Below are 13,565 nucleotides of genomic sequence, written 5' to 3' on the forward strand. Positions count from 1 at the left end.
GGGTCGTCGATCGGACACTCCGATACTCGACAACCCTACCAGCCCCTCAGGAGAGCAGCGTCCTCGTCTCCGCGACGTCCTTGGTCATCTGCTCGATCAAGGCCGGGATGTCGGTGAATGTCAGCTGGCCACGCTGGTGGGCCACGAAATCGACGGCCACCCGCTCGCCGTAGAGGTCACCGTCGAAATCGAGGGCGTACGCCTCCACCCGCCGTTCCCGGCCCGAGAAGGTCGGATTGGTCCCCACCGACACGGCCGTCATCAGCCGCTCGCCGTCGCGCAGCAGCCAGCCCGCGTAGACCCCGTCGGCCGGGATCGCCGCATAGCGGTGGGTCATCAGGTTGGCCGTCGGGAAGCCCAGCTCCCGGCCGCGCTGGTCGCCCCGGACCACCACGCCGTTGACCCGGTGCGGCCGGCCGAGCGCGGCGGCCGCGGCCTTCACGTCCCCGGCGTCGACACAACTCCGGATGTACGTCGACGAGTAGACCAGCCCCTCGCCGGCCACCAGTGGCGCCTCCTCGACCGTGAAGCCGAACGTGTGCCCGAGCTTGGCCAGCAGCGCCATGTCGCCGGCCGCCCTGTGCCCGAAGCGGAAGTTGTCGCCCTCCACCACCACGGCGGCGTGCAGGGCCTCGACCAGCACGTCGTGCACGAACTCCTCGGCGCCCAGCTGCGAGAAGGCCGGGGTGAACGGCACCACGCAGAGCGCGTCGACCCCCAGCTCCGCGATGAGCTCCGCCTTGCGTACGGGCTCGGTCAGGACCGCCGGGTGCGACCCCGGCCGGACCACCTCCGCGGGGTGCGGGTCGAACGTCACCACGACCGAGTGCAGCCCGAGGTCCTTCGCCCGCTTCACGGTGTGCCCGATGATGGCCTGGTGACCCCGGTGCACCCCGTCGAAGACGCCGATGGTGACCACCGACCGCCCCAGATCGCCCGGCACCGCTTCGTAGCCGCGCCACCGCTGCATTGCACGCCTCCCCTGTGCGTCGACCACGCGTAAGAGTATCGGCCACCCCGACTGCCTGAAACGCTACAGTTGATCCCGATATGGGAGACGACGAGCTGCCCCTGGATCTCGTCGCGGCGGGCTGCGTGTTCGCCGTGCTATTTCTGCGCGCCCTGTACGGCTACCTGCGACGACGTGACCCGCTGCAGCGCGACGTGACCCTTTTGTTCCTGCCCAGCGCGGTCTGGTTCACGCTCGTTCTGGTCAGCCTCGCCGTCCAGGTTCCTTACCGCGTGATCCTGGTCGCGGTTGTGCTGCTCTTCGCCCAGCCCTACCTCACGCTGCGCCTCGCCTCCCGGCTCCGCTCGGTGCCGGCCTGGCAGGAGTGGGGCGCCCTGGGCATCTCCGTCTTCACCGCGGGCCCGCTGATCCTGGCGCCGCAGCCGATCCCGAACCGGCAGTGGATCGTGTCGGTCACGGGTTATGTGCTGGTGGAGCTCACGGCCGGCTACCTGCTGCTGAGCAAGGCCCGCCGCCGGACGGGCGCCAACCGCGTCCGGCTGTCCGTCGCGGCAGCGACCGCCCTGACGTCCGTGACCATGCTGGTCGTCCTGGTGCTGGCCGTGACGCATCCGCTGGACGAGAGCTACATCACCGCGTACCGGATCCTGGCCCTGGTCTGCGCGGCCGGCTACATCGTCGCCTTCGCCCCGCCCAAGTGGCTGCGCCGGGCGTTCTCCGCCATGGCCGCCCAGTCGGTCACCGAGCGGCTGCTGCGGGCCGAGGTCGAGTCGCCCGAGGAGGTCTGGCAGACGTACGCGGCGATCATGCGCGTGCAGACGGGCGCCGATGCCGTGGCCGTGCTCATGCCGCGCCCCGACGGGATGCTCGCCACGGCCGCGTACTCCGGTCCGCCGCTGGCGACCCCCCAGGAGCTGAGCCTGCCGGAGGTCACCGCGCTGATCCGCCGCGGCCGGCCCGCCCGGCTCCGCGAGGGCGGCGAGGCGCTGGTCGAGCACTACGGCGACGACCTCGGCGACGACTTCGTGACCGTGGTCGGCATGCCCGTCCCGCCCGACGCCGAGGGGGCCGTGCTGCTGTTCAACCGGCACCGGACCCTCTTCGACGACGACGACCTGCGACTCTTCGCGCTGCTGGGCGGGGAGGCGGGCATCCTGGCCGAGCGGCAGGCGGTCGTCGCGGCCCAGCGCCGGCTCGCCGCCGAGCTGAGCGCGTCGGTGGAGGCGCTCACCCGGGCCAGCGCGGCGAAGAGCGCGTTCCTGGCCAACATGAGCCACGAGCTGCGTACGCCTCTGAACGCCATCATCGGCTTCAGCGACCTCATGCGGCAGGAGGAGCCGGAGGGCGACCGGCGCCGGGTGCCCGCCGAGTGGGCCGAGCACATCCACACCAGCGGCCGCCACCTGCTCGGGCTGATCAACGACATCCTCGACCTGGCCAAGGTCGAAGCGGGCCGGCTGGAGCTGCGCCTCGCCCCGCTGCGCGCCGACGCCGCGATCCAGGAGCTGCTCACCGGGCTCTCGCCGCTGCTCGCCACCAAGCACCTGACCGTCGTCACCGAGCTGGCCCAGGTCACGGCGAACGCCGACCGGGTGCGCTTCCGGCAGATCGTCGAGAACCTGCTCTCCAACGCCATCAAGTTCACGCCCGAGGGCGGCCGGATCACGGTCACCACCGCGCTCGACAGAGACCGCGTCACCGTCACGGTCGCGGACACCGGCGTCGGCATCGAGCCCGCCGACCACGCCCGGGTCTTCGAGGAGTTCCAGCAGGTCGGCGATCCGGAGCGGGCCCGCGCGGGCACCGGCCTCGGGCTCGCGCTCACCAAGCGCCTGGCCGAGGCCCACGGCGGCGAGATCTCACTGGTGTCGGCGCCGGGTGCGGGCAGTGCCTTCACCGTACGGCTGCCGGCCGCACCCGTCGTCGAAGCGGTGACCGCCGACGGCCGCGGCGACGGCGCCCGGATCCTGCTCGTGGAGGACGACCCGCAAGCCGCCGAGCTGTTGCGCACCCAGCTGGAGCACGCCGGCTACCAGATCGACGTAGCCGGCACGGGCGAGGCCGGGCTCACCGCCGCCGGCGCCCACCCGCCCGACGCGATCGTCCTCGACGTGGCCCTGCCCGGCATCGACGGCTTCGAGGTCATCCGGCGGCTCAAGGCCGACGCCCGGCTGGCGGACATCCCGGTGTTCTTCGCCACCATCATCGACGAGCGCCAGGCCGGCCTGGCCCTGGGCGCGAGCGACTACTTCGTCAAGCCGGTCGAGCCGGCCGCGATGCTGAGCGCCCTCGCCCGTACGGTCGCCAAGCGCCCCGTCCCCCGCGTCCTGGTCGTGGATCACGACGACGCCGTCCGCCGCGCCATCGAGGACGGCCTGCGCGCCGGGGGCGCCGACGTGGTCGCCGTGGCGGACGGGCGGGACGGGCTCGCCCGCAGCCGCGAGGGCCAGTTCGACCTGATCGTCTGCGACATCCAGTCGCCGGCCGCCGACGGCTTCAGCATGCTCGCCGCCATGGAACAGGACCCGGCCACCCGCCAGACCCCGGTCCTCGGCCTGGCCGCGACCGCCGGCGAAGCATCCCTGGTCGCCACGGCCATGGCGGGCGGCGTCGTGGCCACCGCCATGGCCGGGGGCGCCGGGGCGGAGAAACTGGCGCCGCTGCTGGGCGTCCCCGCGACCGACCCGCCTTCGCCACCGCCCTTGTCGCCTTCGTCACCCGCCGCCGGGTCGCCTTCGTCACCCGCCGCCGCTTCGCCTTTGTCACCCGCCGCCGGGGCACCCGCTGCTTCGCCGCCCACCGCGTCGCCGCCCTCCGCCGGGTCACCTTTGCCATCCGCCGCCGCTTCGCCGCCCGCCGCTTCGCAGCCTGCTGCTTCGCCGCCCGCCGCTGAATCGCACGCCGCTGAATCGCACGCCGCCGACTCGCCCGTCGCTGAGGAGAATTTGTGAGCCGCATCCTGCTGGTCGAGGACGAGGAACTGAACCGCACCCTGGTCAAGGCGGTCCTGGCCCGCGCCGAGGTCGCCGCCGTCCGCGACGCCGAGATCATCGACGCGAACAGCCTCGCGGCGGCCCGCACCCAGCTCGACACCGCCGACGTCGACCTGGTCCTCCTCGACATGAACCTCCCCGACGGCAACGGCCTCACCCTCGCCGGCGACCTCGCCACCGGCCGCATCGCCGCCGACCGCCGCAAGCCCGTGGTCGTCGCCGTCACCGCGAGCGTCCTCCCCCAGGACCGGGCCGCCGCGGTCGAAGCCGGCTGCGACGGCTTCCTCGACAAGCCCTACGCCGCCGCCGACCTGGTCGCCGTCGTCGCCGAATACCTCCAGAAGCGCTGAGGACGAGCCTGCGGGTGCCGCCCCTTCCGGAGACTCGGATCTGAGGCCGTGTCGTATCGAACGAGACGGCGTGACCGCGCCGCTCGCAGCGCTGTGCCTACCATCCCTCGAGCCAGGCAATCGCCTGCCTTTGGTGTTCCTCGATGCCCGGCTGCTGGCAGCCGGCGAGGAGTTGGGCGAAGCCCTGAGGCGATCCCCAGCCGAAAGCGAGTTCGGACCGGTCGCAGCAGACGTTGTGCATCGGGTGTGACGCGGCAATGACGCTCCCCGTGACGGCCGGATCCGAAGCGGTGGCGCGCTCCGAGTCCGGGCCGACAGCGGCTGCCCGGCGACAGCGGGCCACCAAGTCAGGCCGGGGCGAGGACGATCTCGGCCCGCGCCCGGCCCTCGCGCTCCGACACGATGGCCAGCAGATCGCCGTCCGGGGCGAAGACCGCGTACGGGCCCTCGATGCCCACCGGCGCCAGCGGGCCGCCGTGGCTCAGCACGCGGGCCTCGTCCGGCGTGGCCTCGCGCGCCGGGAAAGCGCGCCGGGCCGCTTCGCTCATCGGCAAGCTGATCACGTCCGGGGCGCGCTCCTCCAGCTCCGGCAACGTGGCCGCCGCGGCGAGGGTCAGGTCGCCCACCGCCGTACGCCGGAGGGCAGTCAAGTGGCCGCCCACCGCGAGCGTGGCGCCCAGGTCTCGCGCGATCGCCCGGATGTAGGTGCCGCTGGAGCAGTCGACCTCCACGTCCACGTCGATGAGGCCGGCGTCGCGGCGGACGGCGAGGATGTCGAGGCGCGAGACGGTGACGCGGCGGGCGGCGAGCTCGACCTGTTCGCCGTCGCGGACCCGCTTGTACGCCCGTTCGCCGTTGATTTTGATCGCGCTGACCGCGCTGGGCACCTGGTCGATCTCCCCGGTCTGGGCGGCGAGACCGGCCCGGATGGCGTCGTCGGTCACCTCGGCGGTCGGGGAGGTCGCCGTGACGTCGCCCTCCGCGTCGTCGGTGATCGTCGACTGGCCGAGGCGGATGGTCGCCGCGTAGCTCTTGCGGGACCCGATCACATAGGTGAGCAGGCGGGTCGCCCGGTTGACGCCGATGACGAGCACGCCCGTGGCCATCGGGTCGAGGGTGCCCCCGTGCCCGACGCGGCGGGTCTTGGCCAGCCGCCGGATCCGGGCGACCACGTCATGGGAGGTCATCCCGGCCGGCTTGTCCACAACGATGAGACCGTCGACGTTCACCGCCCCAGCCAACCAGACGCCGCTCAGCGGGCGACGCCCACCACCGCCCAGCGGGATCCGCGCCACCGGATGAGCAGCGCCACCAGCCGGACGAGGGTGAACGCCGCCAGCCCGGCCCAGATGCCGGGCAGCCCCCAGGCGAAGGCGTGCGCGAGCCAGATCAGCGGCAGGAAGCCGCCCAGCGCCCCGATCAGCGTCATCGTGCGCAGATAGCCGACGTCGCCCGCCCCGATCAGCACCCCGTCGAGCGCGTAGACCACGCCGGCGAAGGGCAGCATCGCCACGAACCACGGCCACACGACGGCGGCCTGGTCGTGCACGGCGGCGTCGCTGGTGAAGAGCTGCGGGATCACGCCGGCGCCGGCTGCTGCGAGCCCGGCGAAGGCCACTCCGGCGATGCCACCCACGAGGGTGACGCGGCGGGCGACCTCCCGGGCGGCGGTGATGTCGCCGGCGCCGAGGGCCGCACCGACCAGCGACTGGGCGGCGATGGCGACCGCGTCGAGGGCCAGGGCGGCGAAGAACCACAGCTGGAGGGCGATCTGGTGGGCGCCGACGGCGGCGACGCCGAAGCGGGCCGCCACCGCGGTCGCGGACAGCCAGCACGCCTGGAACGCCGCGCCGCGGATGAGCAGGTCGCGGCCCAGGACGAGCTGGTTGCCGATGACGGCGGGGACCGGGCGCAGGGGCGCGCGCTCGCGGACGACGGCCCACAGGAAGAGGCCGCCGGACACCGTCTGGGCGACCACGTTGGCGACGGCCGAGCCCTCGAGGCCCCAGCCGGCGCCGTAGACGAGCAGCGGGCACAGGGCGGCCGACAGCACGTTGGCGCCGAGCACGAACCACAGCGGGCGCCGGGTGTCCTGCACGCCGCGCATCCAGCCGTTGCCCGCCGCGGCGAGCAGCAGGCCGGGCACGCCGAGGACGGCGATGCGCAGCCACGTCTCGGCGGAGCGGGCGGCTTCGGGGTCACTCGCGAGCGCGCGGGCCAGCGGACCGGCGAACACCTGCGCCAGGACCACCAGCACGAGCGCCGTGATCAGCGCCAGCCAGGAGGCTTGGACGCCTTCGGACACCGCACCCGTACGGTCGCCGGCCCCGAACCGGCGCGCGGCGCGACCGGTCGTCCCGTACGCCATCAGTGTCCCGAACCACACGGCCAGCGACATGACCGTGCCGCCGACAGCGACCGCGGCCAGCGGAAGGCGGCCCAGGTGACCGACGACCGCGGTGTCGACCAGCACGTAGAGCGGCTCGGCGGCCAGCACCACCAGCGCGGGCAGGGCGAGGCCGGCGATGCGGCGGGTCAGCGTGGCGTCGGCGGTCCTCGCGGCGGACGGGCTCATGAGTGCTCATGATGCCCGCCCGACCGTAAGGAGCGCAACGCAGCTCGGTGGTTACCGAACCTTACTGACGCGTGTCGAGCGAGGTCTGCAGGGCGCGGCGGGCCTGCTCGCGCGGGTCGTCGGACGGCGGGGGCTTGGGCTTCGCGGCCATGACAAGGGTCCTTCCTGGACAGGATCGGGTCGAGCGGGCCCCGCGGGACCGGCCCGGGGTTTCCGGGCGGTGGCGCGCGGCGCGGCGCGAGAAGCGCGGCTCGAGGTCTTCACCGCCGGCCAGGGTTGTGACCGTGCAAAAACCTAACTTCCGTTCACCCAAACTATCGTTCAATCCCGGTCCCTGCGCAGTCGGTCTCACGACTCGGGACGCAAAAATGGCGGCAGACCAGCCCAGGGGGCCGACCTGCCGCCACTTAATGTAACGACTAGGTTACCGAGCGTTGATCCAGTTGGGCCCGGACGGTGGCCATCACGTCGTCCGGCGTGCCGTGCCCGGTGAAGCCCGCCGCGAGCCGGTGCCCGCCGCCGCCGAGCGCCATGGCGACCGCGCTGACGTCGACCGCCCCCTTGCTGCGCAGCGAGACGGCCCACTCCTCGGGGCCGGTCTGCTTCACGACGACCGACACGTCGGCCTCCGCCACGCAGCGGACCGGGTCGATCAGGGCGTCCAGCACGTACGGCTGCTGGCCGTGCCGGGCCAGGTCGTCGAGCGTCGCGTACGTCCACACGAGCCCCAGGCCGCCCACGGCCCCCGGCTCCAGCTCGGCCCGGGCGAGCGCGTCGGCGAACAGTTTCGTCGCCCCGAAGGGCCGGGTGTCGAAGACCCGCCGCGAGATGTCCCCCGGCCGCAGCCCCGTCGCCAGCAGCCGCGCCGCCAGCTCGTGCACCCGCGGGGTGGTCATGTCGAAGCGGAACGAGCCCGTGTCCGTGGTGAGCGCGATGTAGAGGCACTCCGCGATCTCCCGGTCGAGCGGGACGCCCAGCCGGTCGAGCAGCTCCACCGCCACCACCGAGGTGGCCGCCGCGAACGGGTCGACGAGACGCACGTCACCGAAGCCGGTGTTCGTGGCGTGATGGTCCAGCACCACGCAGGTGCCGGGACCGGCGAGCCGGGCGGCGAGGGGACCCATCCGGGACTCCGCCGCCACGTCGAAGACCAGCAGCAGGTCGGGCTCGGCGTACGCCTCGGCCTCGGGCACCAGCAGCTCCAGGCCGGGCATGCCGGCAAAGGGGCCGGGGACGTCGAACGGGCCCGGGAAGGACGCCCGCAGCTCGCGGACGCCGAGTGCGCGCAGGCCCAGCCCGAAACCGAGCATGCTGCCGAGCGCGTCCCCGTCCGGGTTCACGTGACAGACGAGCTGAACCCGGGCATCGGGGGCGAGACCCCGGACCGCCGCCACGGCGGCGGCCCAGTCGTCCTCGGCGATCCCGGGCCCGGCGGCGAGGGAGGGGCCGGCGACCGTGTCGGTCACCGATTCTCCTCGGCGCCCACCCGCTCGTCCGCGTCGTCCTCGTCCTCGTCGGCGTCGCTCTTGTAGGGGTCGGCGTCGCCCGCGTACTGCTTGCCCGCCGCCAGCCGCTGCACCTCGGCGTCCCGGTGCCGCGCCGCCGCCAGCAGGTCGTCGATCTCCTTGGCGTGGTCCTGCACGTTGTCCAGGACGAACGTGAGGCTCGGCGAATGCCGCAGCCCGAGGGCGTGGCCCACCCGGCTGCGCAGCATGCCCTTGGCGCTCTCCAGCGCCGCCGCCGTCGAGGCCTGCTCGGTCGGGTCGCCGAGGACGGTGTAGAACACCTGCGCGTCACGCAGGTCCCCGGTGATCCGGGCGTCCGTCACGGTCAGCATGCCGAGGCGGGGGTCCTTGAGCTCGCGCACCAGCGAGGCCACCAGCTCCTTCACCCGCTCCGCGTGCCGCCGCGTCTTGGCCGGGTCCGACATAACGCCCACCTCCGACAACCGTGCCTGCGGGGATCCGGTTCCCCCGCCCAACTCCCGAAGCCTACCCAGGCAGCCCGGGCCCCGAACGCGCCCCCGACCCCAGGGCTGTCCCTAGTCCTCGTCGCCGTACAGCCGCCGCTTGACCGACAGCAGCTCGATCTCGGGACGCCCGGCGACCTGGTTCTCACAGGTGTCGACGACGGCCCGGGCCTGGGCGGGCTCGGCGGCCACCACGGCGACCCCGATCTGGGCCCGCCCGTAGAGGTCGTGCATGCCCACCTCGGCCGCGCTGACCTCGAACTTCTTCAGCATCGCGAGGATGGGCCGGACATAGGAGCGCTTCTGCTTCAAGGTGCGCGAGTCACCCGGCAGGAGCAGGTCGAAGATCGCAGTCTCGGTGTACATCAGCGAGCAGCGTACGCCCGGCGACGCACGCGAACACCTGAGTTACGCGCGGGCCACGATGACGTCGCGCTCGATGCCCTGGTCGACGCGGTGGCTCAGGTCCTCGTGGGCGACCGGCTCGAGCCCGTTGGCCCGCAGGATGTCCTCGGCCAGCTCCCGCTTCGCGACCTTGGTGTTCCACGACAGCCCCATGGCGCCGCCGGGACGCAGCAACGTCACCCACTCGGGCACCGCGCGCTCGAGCAGGTCGAGCGGGCTGCGCCGGATGCCGCCGGCGTCGTCGTAGCTGCCGTGCGCGACGCCGTACGGGAGGTCCGCCACGATGACGTCCGCGCAGTTCGGCCGGAGCAGTCCGTCGAGCTGGGTGGTGTCGGCCTGGATCAGCGTGACCTTCTGGATGTCGCCGGCCTTGTGATCTTCCTTGCTGGCCGCCAGCGTCACCTCGAGCCGCCGCGCCGCCCGGCGTCCCTGCCGCCGCACGGGCACCAGGTCGGCGGTGTGCTTGAGCCGCTTGCGCTTGAGCCAGGTCTGCAGGAACAGCTTGTACGCCTCCACGTCCTTGCCGTCGATCTCGATGCCGAGCCCGTCGTAGCCGTACATCAGGGCCTGGTTGAGCGTCGTCCCGCGCCCGGCCAGCGGGTCGCAGACGGTGAGCCGGGCATTGAGCATGCGCCCGGCCGACGCGGAGGCCAGCAGCGCGAGATTGAGCACGAGCTTGGTGAACTGCTCGTTGGTCTTGCCCGCGTACTTGGGGATCGTGATCAGGTCGCTGTCGTAGCGGGCCAGCGGGGTCAGCGTGACCGGGCGCAGCAGCTCGTCGGGCAGCAGCTCGAAGAGCGCGTAGCCCGAGGAGAGGTTCGACAGCAGCGCGACGTCCCGGGGCTCCAGCACGCCCTCGAAGGTCACGTAGCCGACGCCGCCGATGGTCGCCTCCGCGACGTCCGTGAGCGGCGTGGTCAGCGCCCCGGAGAAGGCGGCGAGCTCCGCGCGGGTGAGGCGGCCGGCCTGATCGGCGTAGACGCGGTTGGCGGAGGGGGCGAGCAGCAGGGCGTAGCGGGACATCTGAGTAGTAAAGACAACGGCCCCCGGTGCTGTCGCACCGGGGGCCGCCGCTTGTCTCAGCCTCGCGTCATCAGGCGCGCGGCTTCTCCCGCATCTCGAACGTCTCGAAGACGTCGCCGATCTGCGGCGTGCCGAAGCCCGAGAACGTCACACCACACTCGAAGCCCTCGCGGACCTCCGTGGCGTCGTCCTTGAACCGGCGCAGCGAGTTGATGGTGACGTTTTCCGCCACCACGACCCCGTCGCGCAGGACCCGGGCCTTGGCGTTGCGCTTGATGAGACCCGAGCGCACGATCGTACCGGCGATGAGACCGATCTTGGACGAGCGGAAGATCTCGCGGATCTCCGCCGTGCCCTGCTCGACCTCTTCGTACTCCGGCTTGAGCAGGCCCTTGAGCGCCGCCTCGATCTCCTCGATGGCCTGGTAGATCACGCTGTAGTAGCGGATCTCCACGCCGGCGCGGTCGGCCAGCTCCTTGACCTTGTTGCTGGCCCGGACGTTGAAGCCGATGATCGTCGCGATCTGCTCCGACGAGGCCGACGCCAGGTTGACGTCGCTCTCGGTGATCGCACCGACGCCGCGGTGGATGACCTTGAGCTGGATCTCGTCCGGAATCTCGATCTTGAACAGCGCGTCCTCGAGAGCCTCCACCGAACCGGAGGAGTCGCCCTTGATGAGCAGCGTGAGCGAGGTCTTCTCGCCCTCCTTGAGCTGCTCCATGAGCGTCTCGAGCGTCGCCCGGCCACGCGAGTTGGCGAAGCTCGCCGCGCGGCGGCGGGCCTGCCGCTGCTCGGCGATCTGCCGCACCGTGCGGTCGTCCTCGGCGGCGAGGAACGTGTCGCCCGCGCCCGGCACCGACGTCAGACCCAGGACCAGGACCGGACGGGCCGGCTCGGCCTCGGCGACGTTGTTGCCGTTCTCGTCGAGCATGGCGCGGACGCGGCCGTGCGCGCCGCCCGCCACGATCGAGTCGCCGGCCCGGAGCGTGCCCTTCTGCACCAGGACGGTGGCGACCGCACCGCGGCCCTTGTCGAGGTGCGACTCGACCACGACACCCTGGGCGGGGCCGTCGGTCGGGGCGGTGAGCTCCAGCGACGCGTCGGCGGTCAGCAGGACGGCCTCGAGGAGGTCGTCGATGCCGATGCCGGGCTTCGCCGCGACGTTGACGAACATCGTGTCGCCGCCGTACTCCTCGGCGAGGAGCCCGTAGTCGGCCAGCTGCTGGCGGACCTTCTCCGGGTTGGCGTCCGGCTTGTCGACCTTGTTGACCGCGACCACGATCGGCACCTCGGCCGCCTTGGCGTGGTTGAGGGCCTCCACCGTCTGCGGCATGACGCCGTCGTCGGCCGCCACGACCAGGATGACGATGTCCGTCGCCTGGGCGCCACGGGCACGCATGGCGGTGAACGCCTCGTGACCCGGGGTGTCCAGGAACGTGATCGCCCGCTCCTCGCCGTTGTGCTCGTAGCCGACCTGGTAGGCGCCGATGTGCTGGGTGATGCCACCCGCCTCGCCGGCGACCACGTTGGTCTTGCGGATCGCGTCGAGCAGCTTCGTCTTACCGTGGTCGACGTGACCCATGACGGTCACGACCGGCGGCCGGGTGACGAGACGGTCCTCGTCGACCGCGGCGTCGAGGTCGATGTTGAACTGCGCGAGCAGCTCGCGGTCCTCGTCCTCGGGGCTGACGATCTGCACGTCGAAGCCCAGGTGCTCGCCGAGCAGCAGCAGCGTGTCGTCGGAGCACGACTGCGTCGCCGTCACCATCTCGCCCAGGTTGAACATCTCCTGGACCAGCGAGCCGGGGTTCGCGTTGATCTTGTCGGCGAAGTCGGACAGCGAGGCGCCACGCGACAGCCGGATCTCCTGACCCTGACCGCGCGGAGCACCCGAGCTCATCTGCGGAGCCGACAGGTTGTCGAACTCTTGACGCCGCTGCTTCTTCGACTTGCGACCGCGGGTCGGCCGGCCACCGGGACGCCCGAAGGCACCCGCGGCACCGCCGCCACGGCCACGACCGCCGCCACCCGGGCGACCGCCGCCACCGGCACCGACGGGACCGCCGCCACCGGGACGGAAACCGCCACCGGCACCGCCGCCACCGCCGCCGGGGCCGCCACGGTAGCCACCGCCACCGCCGCCACCACCGGGACCGCCGCGGTAGCCACCGCCACCGCCGGCGCCGCCGCCGGGACGGAAGCCGCCACCGGCACCGCCACGGCCGCCGCCACCACCAGGACCACCCGGACGACCCGTGCCGGGGCCACCCGGACGAGCCGGACGCTGCGACGGCATGGACGAGGGGCTGGGCCGCGGGGGCATGGACGCGGGACTCGGCCGCGGGGGCATGCCGGCCGGGTTGGGCCGGGGACCGCCGCTGCCGGCCTGGTTGGGACGCGGCATCGACGCGGGGGACGGACGACCGCCGCCACCGGAGACGCCGAAGGGGTTGTTGCCCGGACCGCGGGCCGGACCCGGACGCGGACCACCCGGACCGGGACGACCCGGCGCGGGCGTGCCCGGCTGAGCCGTGCGGTTGGCCGCGGGCGAACCCGGACGCGGCGGAACCGCACCGGGACCCGGGCGCGGACCACCCGGAGCCGGACGGGCCGGGGCACCCGGGGTGCCCGCGCCGCCGTCGGCCGGGGGCTGCTGCGCCCGGCGCTCGGCGTCACGGGTGCGGGCGGCCTGGGCGGCCTTGACCGCGGCCTCCTGCTCGGCCTTCAGCGCCGAGGCGCGGGCCTCGGCGGCCGCCACCTCGATGTCGTGGGCACTCGCCGGCTTCGCGACGGGACCCGGCCGGGGACCCGGACGGGCCGGACCGGGGCGGGGCGCCGCGGCGGGGCCGGGCGTGGGAGCCGGAGCCGAGGGCGCGGACGTGCTGGGCGCTCCCGGAGCCGGAGGAGGGGTGGGACGGCGCGGCGGCTGCGGCCGGGCCGTCATGGGGTTGGGACGCGGCGCGCTGGGCGCGGGGCTCCCGGTGCTCGGCGCCGAGGGCGCGGGGGCGGACGCCGCGGGGGCGCCACCGCCGGACTGGGCGTCGAAGTTGACTCGCAGCCGCCGGGCCACGGGGGCCTCGACCGTGCTGGATGCGGACTTGACGAACTCGCCCATCTCCTTGAGCTTGGCGAGAACGGTCTTGCTGTCGACCCCGAGCTCCTTGGCGAGCTCGTGTACGCGGGCCTTTCCTGGCACTGCACTCCTCACTTCGAGGCCGTGCGAGTGCGAACCCGCAGCGACCTCACTCGTGCACTAGAAGCCTGGTCATTTCAGGGACTT

The 13,565-nt window shown here is 73.0% G+C and carries 10 protein-coding genes; 2 read left to right on the forward strand and 8 right to left on the reverse strand.

Annotation, left to right across the window (positions count from 1 at the left end):
- Window positions 1–46: 46 nt before the first annotated feature.
- Window positions 47–970, reverse strand: a complete 924-nt coding sequence (locus tag RAN62_RS02715) for a bifunctional riboflavin kinase/FAD synthetase (RefSeq protein WP_305782808.1) — start codon at window positions 968–970, stop codon at window positions 47–49.
- Between the two features lie 80 nt (window positions 971–1,050).
- Between RAN62_RS02715 and RAN62_RS02720 the strand changes: the two genes are divergently transcribed.
- Window positions 1,051–3,921: a hybrid sensor histidine kinase/response regulator gene (locus RAN62_RS02720; RefSeq protein ID WP_305782809.1), complete on the forward strand. Its 2,871-nt coding sequence runs from the start codon at window positions 1,051–1,053 to the stop codon at window positions 3,919–3,921.
- Window positions 3,918–4,313 carry a response regulator gene (locus RAN62_RS02725; protein WP_305782810.1) on the forward strand — a complete coding sequence of 132 codons (396 nt, stop codon included), beginning with the start codon at window positions 3,918–3,920 and terminating at the stop codon, window positions 4,311–4,313. The genes RAN62_RS02720 and RAN62_RS02725 overlap by 4 nt, the downstream gene beginning before the upstream one ends.
- A gap of 347 nt (window positions 4,314–4,660) precedes the next feature.
- Here the strand turns inward: RAN62_RS02725 and truB are convergent, their stop codons facing one another.
- The 7 genes from truB to infB form a co-directional block, all read right to left on the reverse strand.
- On the reverse strand, window positions 4,661–5,542 hold the full coding sequence (truB, locus tag RAN62_RS02730; RefSeq protein WP_305782811.1) for a tRNA pseudouridine(55) synthase TruB: 882 nt from the start codon (window positions 5,540–5,542) through the stop codon (window positions 4,661–4,663).
- Between the two features lie 23 nt (window positions 5,543–5,565).
- Window positions 5,566–6,888, reverse strand: a complete 1,323-nt coding sequence (locus RAN62_RS02735) for an MATE family efflux transporter (protein ID WP_305782812.1) — start codon at window positions 6,886–6,888, stop codon at window positions 5,566–5,568.
- A gap of 419 nt (window positions 6,889–7,307) precedes the next feature.
- Entirely contained in the window at window positions 7,308–8,354 is a 1,047-nt protein-coding gene (locus RAN62_RS02740) for a DHH family phosphoesterase (RefSeq protein WP_305782813.1), read from the reverse strand.
- Complete coding sequence (gene rbfA / locus RAN62_RS02745) at window positions 8,351–8,818, reverse strand: 30S ribosome-binding factor RbfA (protein ID WP_305782814.1); 468 nt, start codon at window positions 8,816–8,818, stop codon at window positions 8,351–8,353. Before rbfA ends, RAN62_RS02740 begins: the two co-directional genes overlap by 4 nt.
- A 111-nt stretch (window positions 8,819–8,929) precedes the next feature.
- Window positions 8,930–9,223: a DUF503 domain-containing protein gene (locus RAN62_RS02750; RefSeq protein WP_305782815.1), complete on the reverse strand. Its 294-nt coding sequence runs from the start codon at window positions 9,221–9,223 to the stop codon at window positions 8,930–8,932.
- A gap of 42 nt (window positions 9,224–9,265) precedes the next feature.
- Window positions 9,266–10,285 (reverse strand): TRM11 family SAM-dependent methyltransferase, encoded by a 1,020-nt coding sequence (locus tag RAN62_RS02755; protein WP_305782816.1) that lies wholly within the window; start codon window positions 10,283–10,285, stop codon window positions 9,266–9,268.
- 70 nt (window positions 10,286–10,355) lie between these two features.
- Window positions 10,356–13,481, reverse strand: a complete 3,126-nt coding sequence (infB, locus tag RAN62_RS02760) for a translation initiation factor IF-2 (RefSeq protein ID WP_305782817.1) — start codon at window positions 13,479–13,481, stop codon at window positions 10,356–10,358.
- Window positions 13,482–13,565: the final 84 nt, after the last annotated feature.

Origin of the sequence: Symbioplanes lichenis (genome assembly GCF_030709675.1) — a bacterium.
Taxonomy (GTDB): Bacteria; Actinomycetota; Actinomycetes; order Mycobacteriales; family Micromonosporaceae; genus Actinoplanes; species Actinoplanes lichenis.